General features: G+C 53.3%; 14 protein-coding genes. 9 read left to right on the top strand and 5 right to left on the bottom strand.

All coding sequences use genetic code 11. The features are described from left to right. Positions 1–103: 103 nt before the first annotated feature. Together RIC05_RS19835 and RIC05_RS19830 are read right to left on the bottom strand one after the other, a co-directional pair. Positions 104–1582, bottom strand: a complete 1479-nt coding sequence (locus RIC05_RS19835) for a Ppx/GppA phosphatase family protein (RefSeq protein ID WP_350047129.1) — start codon at positions 1580–1582, stop codon at positions 104–106. Between the two features lie 45 nt (positions 1583–1627). Continuing rightward, positions 1628–3775 (bottom strand): RNA degradosome polyphosphate kinase, encoded by a 2148-nt coding sequence (locus RIC05_RS19830; RefSeq protein WP_350043918.1) that lies wholly within the window; start codon positions 3773–3775, stop codon positions 1628–1630. 200 nt (positions 3776–3975) lie between these two features. Between RIC05_RS19830 and RIC05_RS19825 the strand changes: the two genes are divergently transcribed. The 4 genes from RIC05_RS19825 (at position 3976) to RIC05_RS19810 (ending at position 8470) form a co-directional block, all read left to right on the top strand. Beyond that, a complete protein-coding gene (locus tag RIC05_RS19825; RefSeq protein WP_350047128.1) occupies positions 3976–4512 on the top strand; it encodes a SixA phosphatase family protein in 537 nt (178 codons plus the stop codon). Between the two features lie 227 nt (positions 4513–4739). Beyond that, a complete protein-coding gene (gene aspS, locus RIC05_RS19820; RefSeq protein WP_350047216.1) occupies positions 4740–6527 on the top strand; it encodes an aspartate--tRNA ligase in 1788 nt (595 codons plus the stop codon). A gap of 168 nt (positions 6528–6695) precedes the next feature. Then, the gene (locus tag RIC05_RS19815; RefSeq protein ID WP_350047127.1) at positions 6696–7619 is read left to right on the top strand and encodes an SPOR domain-containing protein; all 924 of its coding nucleotides are present in this window, start codon (positions 6696–6698) and stop codon (positions 7617–7619) included. After that, the gene (locus tag RIC05_RS19810) at positions 7619–8470 is read left to right on the top strand and encodes an EipB family protein (protein ID WP_350047126.1); all 852 of its coding nucleotides are present in this window, start codon (positions 7619–7621) and stop codon (positions 8468–8470) included. Before RIC05_RS19815 ends, RIC05_RS19810 begins: the two co-directional genes overlap by 1 nt. Before the next feature lie 98 nt (positions 8471–8568). Here the strand turns inward: RIC05_RS19810 and RIC05_RS19805 are convergent, their stop codons facing one another. After that, positions 8569–8886: an ArsR/SmtB family transcription factor gene (locus RIC05_RS19805; protein ID WP_350043914.1), complete on the bottom strand. Its 318-nt coding sequence runs from the start codon at positions 8884–8886 to the stop codon at positions 8569–8571. 664 nt (positions 8887–9550) lie between these two features. On the opposite strand from RIC05_RS19805, the gene RIC05_RS19800 reads away from it, so the two are divergent. The 5 genes from RIC05_RS19800 to dxs all read left to right on the top strand — a co-directional run bounded on the left by RIC05_RS19800 (position 9551) and on the right by dxs (position 14854). Continuing rightward, the gene (locus RIC05_RS19800) at positions 9551–10480 is read left to right on the top strand and encodes a histone deacetylase family protein (protein WP_350047125.1); all 930 of its coding nucleotides are present in this window, start codon (positions 9551–9553) and stop codon (positions 10478–10480) included. 160 nt (positions 10481–10640) lie between these two features. Further along, the gene (locus RIC05_RS19795) at positions 10641–10904 is read left to right on the top strand and encodes an exodeoxyribonuclease VII small subunit (protein WP_350043912.1); all 264 of its coding nucleotides are present in this window, start codon (positions 10641–10643) and stop codon (positions 10902–10904) included. A 28-nt stretch (positions 10905–10932) separates the two neighbouring features. Then, positions 10933–11829: a polyprenyl synthetase family protein gene (locus RIC05_RS19790; protein WP_350047124.1), complete on the top strand. Its 897-nt coding sequence runs from the start codon at positions 10933–10935 to the stop codon at positions 11827–11829. A gap of 32 nt (positions 11830–11861) precedes the next feature. Then, complete coding sequence (locus RIC05_RS19785) at positions 11862–12833, top strand: alpha/beta hydrolase family protein (RefSeq protein ID WP_350047123.1); 972 nt, start codon at positions 11862–11864, stop codon at positions 12831–12833. Positions 12834–12934: 101 nt separating this feature from the next. Further along, positions 12935–14854: a 1-deoxy-D-xylulose-5-phosphate synthase gene (gene dxs, locus RIC05_RS19780; RefSeq protein WP_350047122.1), complete on the top strand. Its 1920-nt coding sequence runs from the start codon at positions 12935–12937 to the stop codon at positions 14852–14854. Between the two features lie 116 nt (positions 14855–14970). Here the strand turns inward: dxs and RIC05_RS19775 are convergent, their stop codons facing one another. Both RIC05_RS19775 and RIC05_RS19770 read right to left on the bottom strand, forming a co-directional pair. Further along, positions 14971–15753, bottom strand: a complete 783-nt coding sequence (locus RIC05_RS19775; RefSeq protein ID WP_350047121.1) for an SDR family oxidoreductase — start codon at positions 15751–15753, stop codon at positions 14971–14973. A 254-nt stretch (positions 15754–16007) separates the two neighbouring features. Beyond that, a complete protein-coding gene (locus RIC05_RS19770; RefSeq protein ID WP_350047120.1) occupies positions 16008–17534 on the bottom strand; it encodes a malonate--CoA ligase in 1527 nt (508 codons plus the stop codon). Between the last annotated feature and the right edge of the window lie 9 nt (positions 17535–17543).

The raw sequence follows: 17543 nt of genomic DNA, 5'->3' as shown, positions 1-17543 counted from the left end.
TACCGGGCGCAGCCCTTTCCGCGGACGGGGTGCTTGGAAAGCCGCCCCAAAATAACGGGTTTGCGCTGAAATGCAAAGAGTTCTGGTTGGGGTGCCTTTGAAATTACGCCAAACGGACTTCACTTTCGCGGTTCATCAATTTGGCGAGTTTGTTAAGGCGTTGTTCGACGACTTCGCCGTACAGGGCAGATGCCTTTTTCTCGAACTGCAGGACCAGTTTGTCGTTTTCAAGCAGCAACCGGGTTTGCGGTAAGATGCCTTCGACACCGCCCGAAAGCGTATGGCCCAAGCGAATGACATGGCCAAACAGGCGGCCGGTAAGACGATTGTCTTCGTCCAGAATGCGATCGCTTGACGAATCGCCCTTGAAATTACCGGTATAGCGCGACCCGATGGTATAGGCCAAAAGCACCCGATCATGATGGTTCAGATCAAGATAGGGATGGCGCAAAATACGGTTATAGCTTTGGATCGCGCGGTAATCGGGATGTTCGTTCCAGCCGATATCACCGATGATGCAGGCGGCAAGCCGCAGGCGTTCAATATTGGCCGGGAGTTCGGCAAAGATCGGCGCACACCATCGTGCGACTTCTTCGCCGTGCTGATGGAAACGTTCGCCGTCTTCGGCAAAGCTAAGGCATGCATCAAGCAACGGATCGCGTTGACGTAAATCTTCGGGCAGGACTTCATACATCCAGCCTTCGCGCAGCCCATGACCGGAAAAGACCACTTCTTTCGGGTGCATGCGGGCCATCAACATATTCATGACCAGGGCCGCATGGGGCAGGCTGTCGATACGGCGTTTTGAAACGCCGCCAACCTTTTCAAGCGAGATCCGGCTTTGCTGCGAAATGATATGGGTCAGTTCATCCATGTCGGATCGCGGCATGGCGAGATTATGCACCACCGAAATCGGATAATCTTCCTGTGCAATGAACAGTTTGGCGATGGATCGCCATGATCCGCCAACCGCAAAAAGTTGCTGTCCTGCTGCTTCTTGCAGCCAATCGACACTGTCAAGATATCGGGTGATTTCGGCCGTCAGGCGCGCCCGGTCTGATCCGAAAACCGCCTGCAGGCGCATCGCCCCCAAAGGCAGGCTGACGCGTTTTTTGATCGCGCCGTTTTCAAGCAAAACAAGTTCAAGCGACCCGCCACCGATATCACCCATGATGCCGGTGGCAAGTGGATCACCGGAAATAACGCCAAGGGCGGAAAGGCGGGCTTCTTCAAGCCCGTCAATCACCTTAACCGTCAATCCGGTTTCCGCAGTAACGCGATCACAGAATTCCTTGCCGTCGCTTGCGGCACGGACTGCCGCGGTTGCAAGAACATCGATGCGGGTGACTTTCATCGCGCGCAACAGTGTCGCAAACCGGTGCATGGCAACAACGGCAAGCTCGACACCTTCGGGGTTGAGCTTGCCGGTATCTTCGGGGTCGCGCCCCAATCCACACATGACTTTCTCGTTGAAAATCGGGACGGGGGCACGGGTCATGCCATCGAAAATTACAAGGCGTACCGAGTTGGAGCCAACATCAATGATCGCGATGCGGTTGGAAGCCCGTTGGTCAGTTAGCATACTGTTGATGGCACCTGTTGGTCGTCTGCCTGCATCTTGTTGATATTAGTCATCAAGTTGCAGAACCGGGACATTCGGGTCCTCTTCGTTCAGGGCGCTTCCGCGGCCTGACAAGGAAGGGTTGGTCATAAAGTATTTGTGCGATGAAAAGGCGTTTTCATCTGCTTCGCACCGCTCATACGAACCATCCGGCTGAAGAATCCAAGCCTGCGCTGTATCTTTCAGGTTTGCAATCATGATCTGTTCAACAATCTGGCGCTGACAGGTCGGATTTTCAACCGGAACAAGGGTTTCGACACGGCGGTTCAAATTGCGTGGCATCCAGTCGGCAGATGAAATAAACGCCTTGGCTTTGCGCGATGGCAGTTTCGCACCATTGGCAAAGGCAACAATCCGCGAATGTTCAAGGAACCGGCCGACAATCGATTTGACGCGAATGTTTTCCGATAGTCCCGGAACCCCCGGACGCAAACAACAGATACCGCGAATAACCAGTTCGATGTGAACACCGGCCTGACTTGCGCGATAGAGCGCATCAATCACCACCGGATCGACCAGACTGTTCATCTTGGCCCAAATGCCCGATGGTTTGCCTGCCTTGCAGTTTTCGATTTCCTGATCAATATGGGTCAGGATGGTCGGGCGCATGGTATGCGGGGCGATGGCGATTTTTTCCAGCGATCTTGGCGTGGCATAGCCGGTCATGAAGTTAAAGATGCTGCCTGCATCACGCCCTAAGGCCGGATCGCACGAGAAGAACGAAATATCGGTATAGAATTTCGCGGTGATCGGGTGATAGTTGCCGGTGCCGAAATGGACATAAGTCCGAAGCCCGTGGGTTTCGCGGCGAACTACCAGCGATACTTTGGCGTGGGTTTTCCAGTCAAGGAAGCCGTAAACCACCTGACAGCCGGCACGTTCAAGATCAGCCGCCCAGCGCAGGTTGGCTTCTTCGTCAAAGCGGGCTTTAAGTTCGACCATCGCGGTGACTGATTTCCCGGCTTCTGCCGCGGCAATCAGGGCTTTGACGATCGGGCTGTTTTCCGATGTTCGGTAAAGCGTTTGTTTGATGGTCACGACATCGGGGTCCCGTGCGGCCTGAAGCAGGAACTGCACCACCACGTCGAAATCTTCAAACGGATGGTGAACCACCAGATCCTTTTTACCGATCGCCGCAAAGCAATCGCCGCCAAAATCACGGACCCGTTCGGGATAGCGCGCGGCATAGGGGGCAAACAGCAAGTCGTGGTGCAAATCCGCGTCAATAAGCTGTTTGACGTCAACAACGCCCAAAAGACCATCAACCTTGACGACTTCTTCGCGTGCGACATTAAGTTCGTCAATCACGAAGTCCAGAAGGTCTTCGGGCATTGCGGCGTTGATTTTAAGCCGGATGATGTTGCCACGGCGACGGCGTTTCAGGGCGGTTTTGAAAACGCGCACCAGATCTTCGGCTTCTTCTTCGATCTCCACATCCGAGTCCCGGATGACGCGGAAGAAGCCATGTTCGATCATATCAAAGCCCGGGAACAGTTTGCCAAGATACAGCAAGATGGCCTGTTCGACCGGAAGATAGCGTTCATTGCGGCCCGGAAGGCGCAAGAAGCGCCCGATTTTTTGCGGAACCGGGATCAGACCGCGCATATTGTGACCATCAGCCGGATCAAACAGCTGCATCACAATGGCAAAGCCAAGGTTGGGAATGAACGGGAAGGGATGGGATGGATCAATCGCAAGCGGGGTCAAGGTCGGGAAGATTTCGCGTAAGAAATAACCATCAAGCCATTTGCGATCCGTCTGGGTCAGATCGGATTGATCAATGACCGAGATACCCTTTTGTTCCATTTCGCTGCTGAGTTGACGCCAGACACGTTGCTGATCCTGCATCAACTGGTTGGCATCGAAGGTAATGGCGCGGAGCTGCTCGGACGGGCTCATGCCATCCTGGCTGACCTTGGACATGCCGGCCCGCAGCTGTCCGATCAAACCGGCGACACGCACCATATAAAATTCATCAAGATTGCTGGCTGAAATCGACAGAAAACGCAGTCTTTCAAGCAGCGGGTGCCCCTTGTTCTGGGCTTCTTCAAGAACGCGATTGTTAAAAGCCAACCATGAAAGTTCGCGGTTGATAAAGCGGCTTTCGTGATCGATGGTGATCGCGCTTGATTGAACTGCGGCGGCGTGTGTCACGCTATGCCTCCTGCGGATTGAGGGAATGTCTTTGAATTTATGCGACAGTTCCCGGTTGCGAATGGAGTATAGGATAACTGGTTGTGTGGGTGCAATTTTCTTAAATTTATATGTCAGTTTTTCTGATGGCGTCCAAGCCCATGATATGGCATGGAAGAACACCGTTTGATCATCATTCGCGACTGTAAAGAAACGAAGACATGAAGACGCTGCTGTTACTCAGGCACGCCAAATCAAGCTGGTCCGACCCCGGACGAGCAGACCATGACCGCGAACTTAACCGCCGTGGTGAAAAAGCAGCCCCGTTTATGGGGCGGTTCTTGCGCCAACATGCATTGGTTCCAGACCTTGTCTGGTGCTCGACCGCCGCACGTGCGGTTCAGACACTTGGCCTGTTAGGGCGTGATTTTGCCAGCCATGCCGATGTGATCTATAGCCAGGACCTTTATATGGCTAGCGAGGCGGTCCATCTTGATAGTCTTCATCACACCCATGAAGATGCAAAATCCGTCATGATCATCGGGCATAATCCCGGGATCGAGAATTTTGCCCGGAAGTTATTTGGTAGCGGTGATCAAGAGGCCCTTGAAGTGATGGGGCGCAAATATCCGACCTGTGGTTTGGCACATTTTGAATTTGATGTGGAAAACTGGACGGATATCGCATTTCAGACCGGCCGCCTGATCAGGTTTACCAAGGTCAAGGATCTGCAGGCCGTTAAAATCGGCGCAGAATGATTTGATCTTTCGCGCGACGGGCACTTGACGAGAAGCCCCCATAAGCGTTTTATACCGCTGAAATTTTGGACGCCGCGTTATGCTGGCCAAAAACACATTACAACGGAACGCCGGGATTTAAGCTTGGCGCGGATGTTGTGGTGCGTTTTTTGTTTGACAGCGCGGGTCTGGCATGCACCTTTGCGGCCAAATTTACGGCCCAAAATATAAAGCAACCTGGAATGACAATGCATCCTTATCGCTCACACAATTGTAATGCGCTCCGCGCGACTGACGCTGATGCGGAAGTACGCCTGTCTGGCTGGATTCACCGTAAACGTGACCACGGCAACCTTCTGTTCGTTGACCTGCGCGACCATTACGGCATCACCCAGGTCGTCATCGACATCTCCAGCCCGCTGTTTGAAACGCTTGATAAAGCGCGCGCTGAAAGCGTGATCACGGTTGATGGCAAGATTGTCAAACGTACTGCGGAAACCATCAACCCGAATCTGCCGACCGGCGAGATCGAAGTTTACGCATCAAACATCGAAGTTCAGTCTTCGGCAGAGGTTCTGCCGATGCCGGTCTTTGGCGATGTTGAATATGGTGAAGAAGTTCGCCTGCGTCACCGTTACCTTGATCTGCGTCGCGAAAGTGTGCATTCAAACATCGTTCTGCGTTCGAACGTCATTTCGGCAATGCGCCAGAAAATGACCGCACAGGGCTTCCTTGAAATTCAGACACCGATCCTGACGGCAAGTTCGCCAGAAGGTGCGCGTGACTTCCTGGTGCCGTCGCGCACCCATCCGGGCAAGTTTTATGCGCTGCCACAGGCACCGCAGCAGTTCAAACAGCTGCTGATGGTTTCAGGGTTCGATAAATACTTCCAGATCGCACCGTGCTTCCGTGATGAAGATGCGCGTGCGGACCGTTCACCGGGCGAGTTTTATCAGCTTGATTTCGAGATGGCTTTTGCCACTCAGGAAGACGTCTTTGCCGCGATCGAACCGGTTCTGCATGACATCTTTGTCGAGTTTGGCGGTGGTCGTGATGTCACGCCATTCCCGTTCCCGCGTATTCCGTTTGATGAATCGATGGCGAAATACGGGTCGGACAAGCCTGATCTGCGCAACCCGCTGATCATTTCGGACGTTACCGAGCCGTTCCGTGGTTCAAGCTTTGGCATCTTTGCATCGAACATCGAAAAAGGTTCGGTCGTGCGCGCCATCCCGGCAACGGGGGCGGCCAATCGTCCGCGCAGCTTCTTTGACAAGCTTAATTCATGGGCGCGCGATGAAGGTGCGGCTGGTCTTGGTTATATCGTCTTTGCCGAAGGCGGCGAAGCAAAAGGCCCGATTGCCAAAAACCTTGATGCAGACCGTATCGCACAGATCAAGGAACTCACCGGTGTTGCCGATGGCGATGCCGTGTTCTTTGTCTGTGACAAGGAACTGGCAGCAGCCAAATTTGCCGGTAAAGTCCGTGACAAGGTCTGTGACGAACTTGAATTGCGCGAAGACGGCATGTTCAAATTCTGCTGGATCGTTGATTTCCCGATGTTCGAGGAAGACGACGACGGCAAGATCGAGTTCAGCCATAACCCGTTCTCGATGCCGCAAGGTGGCCTCGACGCACTGGAAAACATGAACCCGCTTGATATCAAAGCATGGCAGTATGACATCGTTTGTAACGGTATCGAACTGTCGTCAGGTGCCATTCGTAACCACCGTCCGGACATCATGTACCGTGCGTTTGAAATTGCCGGTTATGGCAAGGAAGTGGTCGAAGAACAGTTTGGTGGCATGCTCAACGCGTTCAAATTCGGCGCCCCGCCGCACGGTGGTTCGGCCCCGGGTGTTGACCGTATCGTCATGTTGCTGGCCGATGAGCCAAACATTCGCGAAGTCATTGCCTTCCCGCTGAACCAGCAGGCACAAGATTTGATGATGAATGCCCCGGCATTCGTCGAAGACAAGCAGCTTAAAGAATTGCACCTGCGGGTGCAGCTGCCGCCAAAAGCGAAAAAAGACTGATTTTGACTTTGGCCATCTGGTCACAGCCAATAAAGAGACAAACGGCCCGGTTTTTATCGGGCCGTTTTCTTTTGTTCGGGTTCAGGCCCTGATGCTTACCTAATATTAACCGCCGTTGCCGCACAGTGCCTTGGAGAACATAAAATTTATCCTTCGGGGGAAGGCCTTGTGAAAAAGATACTTGTTGTGCTGGCACCTTTGGCCCTTGGCGCGTGCGGTGGGCCGATTGAGCTTACGGTTGCAAAACTGGCAGGTGATTTGATCAGCTATGTCACGACAGGCAAAAGCACAACCGATCATGCTGTTTCCTTCGTCGCAGAACAGGACTGTGCCTTACACCGCCCGTTTATGGACGAAGATATCTGCAAGGATGACGATTTGATCCTTGCGGAAGAACCAGCCGCATTGGCCGACTTGGGCGCACCGGAAATCAAAAAAGAAATTCGTGCTGCCCGTCCTGAGATTTATGCGGTGAACGCACCGGCTGAAAACTGGTCGCGTCCGGAAAATGGTGCGTCAAAGGTTGTCGTGAAAACCGATTTACCGCCACGCGCACCGGTTGCCGAGGCTAAACCTGTTGAAGTTGCTGCTGCGACCGAACAATTTGGCGCAGAAGACCTTGGTGCTTATGGCGCCGAGGTCAGCAACGTTCCCGATCCACAGGGCGAAGCGGATGCTGCGATTGCGGGCTATGTCCCGGACGCCGAGATTGCCCCGAAAAAACAGCCCGAAACGGTTACTGCGGCATTGGTTGATGCGACAGTGATGACCGACGATGTTGATCGCATCGTCGCCCCGGTTGACGTTAAAGCCGATGGTGATGGATTGGCCGGGGATGTTTTGAGCACCCCGCTTCCGGGTGATTATGTCGTGCTGGCAAGTTTTTCTAATCAGGTGCGCGCACACAAGGCGCTAGCACTTTATGAGGAATACCAACCGCGCCTTTTGGATGCAAAGGTTGCCGGACAAGCGTATCTTCGGGTTGCGGTTGGTCCGCTTTCGGCCCAACATGCACATGATCTACGCCTTCTTGCTGCCAAAAAGGGGATCAAGGATCCCTGGATTGTCGGAGTTGCCGCCACCGGAGAGTGATGTTGTCGGTTTTGTTTCAGAAGATTGAAGTCGGTCGGCGTTCCTTTGGGGGAACGCTGATCTTGTGTTTGGGTCTGGGTGGTTGCGCCGCGCAGGCAGGCAATGTTTCAAGCATTGATGATGTGATGGTCCCGCATGTCGGGGAATATCATTTTAAAATGGTCAATGCCGAGCAGGGCAGCTCGATTGTTGATGCATCCGGGGTTCTTGGCTATCGCTTTGAGAAGATGTGCGATGGCTGGGTTACGGAAATGCAGCAGATCATGATCTTGCAAGGTGCCGAGGGAACTGCGATCAATTCGGCCTATTCCATGACCCAATGGGAAGACTTCGCCGGATCGCAATACCGTTTCCGCATGCGTGATTATCTTGATGGCACCAAAGTTGACGAGATTGTCGGATCGGCTGTTCGAAACGACGATGGTGTAACGGTGACCTATGAAATCCCGGTCGAAGTGGTCGAAGAACTTCCCGCCGATACAATGTTCCCGACCCAGCATTCCACCATGTTGCTAAAACGTGCGCAGGCGGGCGAGAAGTTTGCCAATGATCTGGTGTTTGATGGCAGTGGCGAAACGCCGACCAATCGCATTGCGGCGGTGATTTCGGGAGCAAAGGATGCGGCGACGTCTGCGGATGACCCTGACAAGATCGCATCGACGCAATTTCATCGCATGAGTTTGGCGTTTTATCCGATTGGCGAGGCGGAAAATGGTCCGTCCACCGAAATGGCGGTTGATTTCGGGGCCAATGGTGTCGCGCATAGCATGCGCTTTGACTATGGCGAGTTCGAAGTTCTGGGGACCCTTGATAAGGTTTCCTTGTTGCCGCAACCGGAATGCGGTTCATAGGATCATTATCCTGACGAACGGTCGGGGCCGCGATTTAACCACAAAAAAAGCCTGCCACGGATGGCAGGCTTTTTTTGTGGGGAAAATACCCTGATGATTTACGCAGCAGCGGCTTCGTTGGTGGACTGGCAATACAGCGCATAAAGTGTCTTGATGACACACAATGCCTGATCACCATGCAACGAATAATAGATGGTCTGTGCTTCGCGGCGCGTTTTGACAAGTTTGTCACGACGCAGGCGTGCAAGATGCTGCGAAAGGGCAGACTGGCTCAGCCCGACAATGCGTTCGAGTTGGCCAACGGACTTTTCGCCTTCGATAAGTTGGCAAAGAATTAGCAGTCTGCTCTGATTGCTCATGGCCTTTAACAGGGTGCTCGCCTGCGGGGCCTTTTGTTCTAAATGGTTAAGTTCCATTTGGCTTCCTTATTAAGCCTGACCGCGTACGGCCATTGTCCCAATGAAAATCCGACATGTGCTGTTTGATCCCATTTCAAGAAATAATGATCTCGCAGCGGGAATTCCATCCTTCATACAACCTGAAAGGTTGTGGCTCTTGAAACTCCCGAACTCTGATGGCCGGGTAGATATGCTATTCTCAAGTATATGCCGCTTCTGTCAAGTATAGTCTTTGCAAGCGACTGGTCCAAATGAGCCGTGATCTGGTTGAAATTCCACGTTGGTTGCCGGGTTTTCGTCCAAATACCGGAAGTTATCCGGTAGTTTCGAGTTTGTAAGTACCCCAACTAATTGCAGGGTTTAAAGGTAATTTTACGCCAAATTAAGGGCAAAATATGATCAAGCCTGCTTGCCATGCTGTTGCGCGGTAAGTTGACTGATTGCTAATACATAACACTGAAAAAACGGTAAAACTGTGCAACTCGTCACAGCAATTGGTAATTTACACCTTACAGAGATTTTCAAAATTCCCGCCAAAGCACTTGCAGCATCCCTGTTTGATGTGATGATTTAGAACAAAGCGGCATGCCTTATGGTGTGTTTAAAATGAAAAAGCATTCAAAGAAGTGCACGGCACATAAACCAGATTGCTTTGGTGATATCAGGAAGGCGGCCCAGATAAATGGCGACATTGTTCGTGACCCATCACGATTGCGTTGAACATGATACCGGTCCCGGCCACCCGGAATGTGCCGATCGGTTGCGCGTGATCCAGCGCGTTTTGGAGGCCGAAGAATTCATGTTTCTTCATCGCGAAGAAGCCCCCTTGGCCGATATTGATTTGATCAAAAAGGTCCATGATCCGGCCTATGTCGACAAAGTCATGGATGCCATTCCGGATCACGGGATTACTGCCCTTGATGGCGATACATATGTTTCGCCCAAATCGGGAAAGGCAGCATTACGTGCGGCGGGCGGGGCCTGTGTTGCGGTTGATGCAGTGATCGATGGCCATGAACGCAATGCCTTTGTCGCCACACGCCCACCGGGCCATCATGCGGAATATGACCGTGCGATGGGATTTTGCCTGTTTAACAATGCGGCCGTCGCCGCCCATCATGCCCGCGCCCGCCACGGGCTGAAACGGATCGCCGTGATGGATTTTGACGTTCATCACGGTAACGGGACGCAGGATCTTTTTTATAACGATCCCGACCTTTTTTATTGTTCGACGCATCAATGGCCGCTTTATCCCGGCACGGGCGCGGAAGCCGAACGGGGATGTGCCAATAACATCCTTAATATCGGGCTGGTCGCAGGGTCAGGGACGGCTGAGCTACAAGACGTCTTCACCCAGACTGTTCTGCCGGGAATCGCCGCGTTCAAGCCGGAACTTTTGATAATTTCGGCCGGATTTGATGCCCATCGATGCGATCCGTTGGCCGGATTATCGTTTGAAACAGAAGATTTCGTCTGGATGACACAGCAATTGATGGCCTTGGCCGATCAGCACTGTGAAGGCCGGGTGGTGTCGCTTCTTGAAGGGGGATATGACTTACCGTCTTTGGCCAACAGTGTGTTGCATCACGTGCGTACGCTTATGACGTGCTAGGTCCTGTCCCTAACGACCGGCAAATGAAAGCGGAGCAGTTTGTTTTCAGAAGGTTGGGGCAGAATAAAGATTGTTTCAGAGTAAGGAATTCCGCTCTGTCTGGTTGCCCTGATCGGGACTTGCGCGTAAACTCCGCGCCATTCAATGAAATGGAGCTTACATGTCCGAGGCTACTTCATCTTCTGCCATCCCCGACGATATTGCAAAACTCAGCTTTGAAGAGGCATTGGGGCAACTTGAAACCCTTGTCCGTCAGCTTGAACAGGGGCAGGTTGGGCTTGATGATGCGATTGCATCCTATGAACGTGGTGCCGCACTGAAACGTCATTGTGCAGACAAGCTGCGCGTGGCTGAAGAGCGCATTGAAAAAATTACCCTGAATGCGGATGGCCGCCCGGCAGCAACGCCGACTGAAATCGAATAGGGCTTTGGCCTGTTAACTTGCGGAGACCGTGGTGAGTTACGACCTGCTTGCCGGACTGAGTGCTGCGTCTGCTGATCTTGGCGAGACACTCGACGATATTTTACCACGTGCCAATGGCCAGATTGAGCAACGCCTGTATCAGGCGATGCGCTATTCCACGCTTGGCGATGGCAAACGACTGCGCCCGTTCTTGGTGTTAAGTTCGGCGGGACTTTTCAAAGTGTCGCGCCGATCCGCACTGCGCGTTGCAGCAGCCGTTGAAATGGTCCATAGCTATTCGCTGATCCATGATGATCTGCCCGCGATGGATGATGATGATCTGCGTCGCGGCAAGCCAAGCTGCCATAAGCAGTTTGACGAGGCGACGGCGATTCTGGCCGGTGATGCGCTTCTAACGCAAGCCTTCGAAGTGCTGGCTGATGAAGACACCCATCCTGATCCGCGCGTTTGTACTGATCTTGTGCGCGCCCTTGCCCGGGCGGCTGGCCCGCATGGCATGGTTGGCGGGCAGATGATCGATCTGGCGGGCGAAGGCCAGTCATTTGATCAGGCACAGGTGACCCATTTGCACCTGCTTAAAACCGGTCGGATGTTTGCCTTTGCCTGTGAAGCAGGTGCGATTTTGGGCAAAGCACCCAAAAGTATTCGCATGGCGCTGCGATCCTATGCCCATGACATGGGGTTGGCGTTCCAGATCAAGGATGATTTGCTCGATGTCGAAGCCAGTTCCGAAGAACTTGGCAAGACGGCAGGCAAGGATGTTGATCAGGATAAATCAACGTTTGTTAAACTGCTGGGACTGGATCAGGCCCGTGATCAGGCGGCAATGCTATGTGATCAGGCGATCAATCATCTTGGCTGTTTTGATAACGAGGCAGAGCCGCTTCGTGCCGTTGCACGTTTTGTTGTCGAACGCGGCCGATAAGCTCATCATCCTCACAGTCAAAGCGCCCGACAATGACTGAACAGCCAAAATACACAGCCGGTTTTCGCGACCGGCTGTTTGACAAGGACCCGTTTCCCTTAGCGATCTGGTATCCGGCAACGGAGCCTGAAAGCTCTGTACGGCATATGGGCGTGGCATCCAGTGCCGCACGCAATGCGCCGTTTGCCGGGGGGGAAGGTCCATTTCCAATCGTGATGTTTTCACACGGGTCCGAAGGCCATCGGTTCAATCAGTTCTGGCTGGCGGAATATCTGGCACGGCGGGGCTATATCGTTGCGGCCCCACAGCATGCCGGTGACAATTACCTTGATGCATCCGATGCACGGCAATTGACGATCATTGAACGTCGCCCGCGTGAAATGCGGCTTGCGCTTGATTTGCTGTTGGATCACGGCGAAATCGCCGATCAGATTGACCAAGATAAAATCTATGCGCTGGGGCATTCCGCAGGCGGGGCGACGGTTCTTAAAATGGCCGGATGGGATTTTGATGCCCAAGCCTGGCAAAGCTATTGCGCAGTCAACGCCGACACCGACAAGGTAATTTGCCAGTTTTCGCCATCAGATCATCACATTGATCAGTTACATCAGACTTATGGCGGGCCGGTGATTTCCGAACGCGATGACCGGATTGCCGCGATCATTGCCATTACACCGGCATTTGGCGTGGCGGCAACCGATGAGGGGCTGGGTACTATTGATGTGCCCATGCTGTTTGTCGAGGCAGACACAGACGAAATCCTGCATGACCATGTAAATGCCGCGCATTTTCGCAAACTGTTGCACGGGCGGGCAAAATTCGTTCGGATCAAGGGGGCAGGGCATTATTCATTTTTGCCAAAATGTACCCCATATATTGCAGAGAATTTCGGGTATTTATGCCGGGATTTCGGTCAGGAGCGGGAAGTGATTCACCGCACGGTCGAGCAGGTCATCCATCGTTTCCTTGATCGCGTAAAAACAGGTGAAATTCAGGGTCGCTAAATCGATTGAACCCCGCTATTTTACGCTGCTTGCAACATGGACTTGGAAACGTCACCCTGTTGTCATCAAAGTCCTATAAAAAATTGAAAATTGAGATCGATATGACTGCGACCTCCAATACCCCGTTACTCGATATGATTAACACCCCTGACGAGCTGCGCAAATTGCAGCCTGCCCAGATGAAGCAGGTGGCAGATGAACTGCGCGCCGAGGTGATTGATGCCGTATCTGTCACGGGTGGCCATTTGGGTGCGGGGCTTGGTGTTGTCGAACTGACAGTTGCGATCCATTACCTGTTTGATACCCCGTCTGATCGTTTGATCTGGGATGTCGGGCATCAATGCTATCCCCATAAAATCCTGACCGGGCGTCGCGATCGTATGCGCACCATCCGGCAGGGTGGCGGGCTTTCGGGTTTCACCAAACGCAGTGAGTCTGAATATGACCCGTTTGGTGCGGGACATAGTTCGACCTCGATCTCGGCCGGACTTGGCATGGCGGTTGCCAACCAGCTTGCGAATGGTAAACGCAAAAACGTCATTGCCGTGATCGGCGACGGGTCGATGAGTGCGGGCATGGCCTATGAGGCCATGAACAATGCCGCGGCCACCGATCAGCGTTTGATTGTGATCCTGAATGACAACGATATGTCGATTGCCCCGCCAGTGGGCTCCATGTCGGGGTATTTGTCGCGTTTGATTTCCGGTAAGGGCTATCAGGGTTTGCGCAATGCGGCCAAGGGGCTGACCAAACATCTGCCGCGCCAGATCGAAGAGGCTGCAAGGAAACTTGAAGAATATACCCGAGGCATGGTCACGGGCGGGACGCTGTTTGAAGAAATGGGCTTCTTCTATGTCGGGCCGATTGATGGTCACAACATGGATCATTTGTTGCCGGTTCTTAAAAACGTCCGTGATGCCGATGTTGATGGCCCGATCCTGATCCATGCGGTAACGCAAAAGGGCAAGGGGTATGGTCCGGCTGAAAATGCCGCGGATAAATATCACGGCGTTGCCAAATTTGATGTCGTCACCGGCAAACAGGCCAAGCCGACCCCGAATGCGCCAAGCTACACCAAGGTGTACGGCGAAACGTTGGTCAAGCTGGCGGAAAAAGACGAAAAAGTCACCGCGATCACGGCTGCGATGCCATCAGGGACCGGTGTAAACATCTTTGCCGATCATTTCCCCGACCGTGCCTTTGATGTCGGGATTGCCGAACAGCATGCGGTGACCTTTGCGGCCGGTATGGCGTGTGAAGGATACAAGCCGTTCTGCACGCTCTATTCGACCTTCCTGCAGCGCGGGTATGATCAGGTTGTCCATGACGTCGCCATTCAGAACCTACCGGTGCGTTTTGCCATGGACCGTGCAGGTCTGGTGGGTGCTGATGGTGCGACCCATGCCGGGGCCTATGACATTGCCTTCCTTGGCTGTCTTCCGAATTTTGTTTTGATGGCGGCCGCCGATGAAGCCGAACTGGTGCATATGACCACCACGGCGTGGGCGATTGATGATCGCCCCAGCGCGTTCCGTTATCCGCGCGGTGAAGGTGTTGGCGTCGAAATGCCGAGTGAGGGCAAAGTCCTTGAAATCGGTAAGGGTCGTATTCTGCGTGAAGGTGGCAAGATCGCCATTCTGTCCTATGGTACACGTCTGGCCGAGGCCCTTTTGGCGGCAGAAGACCTTGCGGCACGTGGGCTTCCGGCAACGGTTGCCGATGCGCGTTTTGCCAAGCCGCTTGATCATGAACTGATTGCCGATCTTGCGCGCAACCACGAAGTTCTGATCACCATCGAAGAAGGATCAATCAACGGTTTCGGCGCGATGGTTCTCCAACATATGGCCGGGCAGGGGCTTTTGGATAACGGGCTTAAAATCCGTACCATGGCTTTGCCGGATATGTTGATGGATCATGACAAGCCGGAAATTCAGTATGAAAAAGCCGGTCTTGATGCCAAGGCGATTGTCAAAATAGCGCTTGGGGCGTTGGGTATTTCAGAAAGCAAGGCGCGGGCGTAAGCCTGATTGCTTGTAGATTTGACGGCCTTGGAAGTTAAACAGCGCAGATGGTTCATCTGCGCTGTTTTTGTTTGTCCGGGTTAGGGCTGCGCAATATTGCCAACAGCAGTAGTGGCCTAATCAACGTAAATCATTTTATGTGTCATGCCGCCATCAATGCAGATGGTTTCGCCGGTCATGAAGCCCGACATTGCCGGATCAAGCAGGAAGCTTACGGCCTGTGCGATGTCGTTTGGTGTGCCGATGCGCCCGACCGGGTGCTGTGATTTATCGATGTCGCTGTGTTTGGGATCTGTTTGGTTTGCGGATTTTTGCCAGTCACCGACTTCGATCCAGCCCGGTGCGATGGCATTCACCCGTATTGCCCCGGAAAGACTGACTGCCAGTGCGTGGGTCAGGGCAACAATCCCGCCCTTGGACGCGGCATAGGATTCTGTATCGGGTTCTGATTGAAATGCGCGGGTCGAGGTGATGTTGACAATCGCACCCTTGGTCTGGCGCAAATGCTGGGTTGCGTGCTTGGTCGCAAGGAACACCCCGCCCAGATTGACATTGATCACGTGCTGCCACTGATCCCATTCAAGTTGTTCAATGCTGCCTGAATGCGGATCGGCAATACCGGCATTATTGACAAGACCATCAATCCGGCCAAAGCGATCAACGGTTTGCTGTATGGCAAGTTTGACGGAGGCCTCATTCGACACATCGCCAAACAAGAATAGCGCGCGGTCCTGCTGTGCATCGGAAAGCGACTTTATGGCTTCGCCCCCGGCGTCTTCATCAAGATCAAACAGGGCCACACGCCAGCCAAGATCAAGAAGATGCTTTGATATGCCAAGGCCCAGGCCCTGTGCCGCCCCGGTTACAAAAGCGACCCTTTGATCAGACGCGTTATCCATATCTGTCCCGTTCATTCACGTTATATGCATTTCGAAATAGCCATTTGGCCAACCTTGGCAAAAATGGTCTGGTTCCGGTGCGATTGCAATGGGCAAGGGGCAAAGAGCAACGGGAAGCAGCAAGGCGATGGAATGGTTTTGGAGGCCACGCATCAGGCAAAAAAAATCCGGTCAGATCGGCTCTGACCGGAAGGTTGGGTCCAAAGACCCCGTGGGTGCTGCCAGCAAGGCAGCGGGAGATCAACTACATCTCGTCATGCAGCAGGGGAGGTAAACGTATCGGCATAAAGCTTGCGCAGTTCGGCCTTCTGGATTTTACCCATGGTATTGCGCGGCAATTCCTTGATCACCCAGATGCGTTTGGGAACCTTGAATTTTGCCAGTTTGTCCTGGGTTCTTTTGATCAGTGCATCGGTATCGGTCTGATCACCGTTTGTCGCCACGATCACACCGGCAACGGCTTCGCCAAAGTCGGGATGTGGCAGGCCAAAGATCGCGACTTCCTGAACTTCGTCGTATTCGCCAATGACTTCTTCAACTTCTTTTGGATAGACGTTAAAGCCACCTGAAATGATCAGATCCTTGTCACGGCCAACAATGGTGACATACCCGTCTTGCCCGATGGTTGCGAGATCGCCTGTGATAAAGAACCCGTCATTGCGGAATTCCGATGCGGTTTTTTCCGGCATCTGCCAATAGCCTTTAAAGACGTTCGGGCCACGGACTTCAAGCACACCGATTTCGCCAGCCCCAAGAACGTTGCCGTCCTTGTCACACACGCGGGCTTCAATCCCCGGAAGGGTCGGGCCAACCGCACCCGGGCGGCGTTCACCATCATAGGGGTTGGATGTGTTCATGCAGGTTTCGGTCATGCCGTAACGTTCAAGGATCTTATGGCCGGTCCGTTCAAAGAACGCATCATGGGTTTCGGCCAGAAGCGGGGCGGAGCCCGAAACGAACAACCGCATGTTAGCGCTAACATCCCTGGTGAAACCGGGATGCGACAGCAGACGGGTATAGAAGGTCGGAACCCCCATCAGAACCGTTGCCTGTGGCAAACGTTCAATCACATCATCGGCATCAAATTTTGGCAGCAAGATCACCTTGCCAGCATTCATCAGCATGATGTTGATCGCAACAAACAGCCCATGCGTGTGAAACAGCGGTAATGCATGCAGCAATGTGTCACCGGGTTTGAAACCCCATGACGCATGCAATGTTTTGGCATTGGACGCCAGATTGTTGTGGGTCAGCATCGCGCCCTTGGAACGGCCGGTCGTGCCTGACGTATAAAGGATCGCTGCTACGTCGTCTTTGTCGGCGGCAACCACATCAACCATTGGCGCAATCGACGCAGCCTGATCGTTCAGGCTGCCATCCCCGTTGGTGCCAAGCGACAGGACGGCGCCGACATTGTTCTGACGACCCAGTTCCAAGGCTGCATCAATGTTGGCAGCACGGCAGACAAAAACGCGCGGTGCGGCATCCCCAAGGAAATAACCGATTTCATCACCGGTATAACCGGTATTGAGCGGCAAGTGCGCCGCGCCCACTTGCAGGCAGGCAAGATAAAGCGCAATCACATCGGATGATTTGTCGACCTGTGCGGCAACCCGGTCGCCTTTAATCACGCCGTGCGATGCAAGAACCGCGGCATAGCGGCCTGTGCGGTCCAAAAGCCAGTCAAAACTACGTTCGGTACCATCACGTTCAATAAGGAACGTCTCGGATTTATCGGCCGGGAACCGGTCCAGAAAAGTTTGAAAAAGATTATCTGACATGGTCATACC

It is taken from the genome of Thalassospira sp. (genome assembly GCF_040218635.1).
Taxonomy (GTDB): Bacteria; Pseudomonadota; Alphaproteobacteria; order Rhodospirillales; family Thalassospiraceae; genus Thalassospira.
This window is presented reverse-complemented; position numbering and strand designations above follow the sequence as displayed.

Bases quoted from the DNA above. Each gene is read 5' to 3' on its own strand.
- aspS (WP_350047216.1), top strand. From the start codon at position 4,740: ATGCATCCTTATCGCTCACACAATTGTAATGCGCTCCGCGCGACTGAC.
- RIC05_RS19800 (WP_350047125.1), top strand. From the start codon at position 9,551: ATGGCGACATTGTTCGTGACCCATCACGATTGCGTTGAACATGATACC.
- RIC05_RS19835 (WP_350047129.1), bottom strand. From the start codon at position 1,582: ATGCTAACTGACCAACGGGCTTCCAACCGCATCGCGATCATTGATGTT.
- RIC05_RS19810 (WP_350047126.1), top strand. From the start codon at position 7,619: ATGTTGTCGGTTTTGTTTCAGAAGATTGAAGTCGGTCGGCGTTCCTTT.
- RIC05_RS19770 (WP_350047120.1), bottom strand. From the start codon at position 17,534: ATGTCAGATAATCTTTTTCAAACTTTTCTGGACCGGTTCCCGGCCGAT.
- dxs (WP_350047122.1), top strand. From the start codon at position 12,935: ATGACTGCGACCTCCAATACCCCGTTACTCGATATGATTAACACCCCT.
- RIC05_RS19785 (WP_350047123.1), top strand. From the start codon at position 11,862: ATGACTGAACAGCCAAAATACACAGCCGGTTTTCGCGACCGGCTGTTT.
- RIC05_RS19805 (WP_350043914.1), bottom strand. From the start codon at position 8,886: ATGGAACTTAACCATTTAGAACAAAAGGCCCCGCAGGCGAGCACCCTG.
- RIC05_RS19775 (WP_350047121.1), bottom strand. From the start codon at position 15,753: ATGGATAACGCGTCTGATCAAAGGGTCGCTTTTGTAACCGGGGCGGCA.
- RIC05_RS19795 (WP_350043912.1), top strand. From the start codon at position 10,641: ATGTCCGAGGCTACTTCATCTTCTGCCATCCCCGACGATATTGCAAAA.
- RIC05_RS19825 (WP_350047128.1), top strand. From the start codon at position 3,976: ATGAAGACGCTGCTGTTACTCAGGCACGCCAAATCAAGCTGGTCCGAC.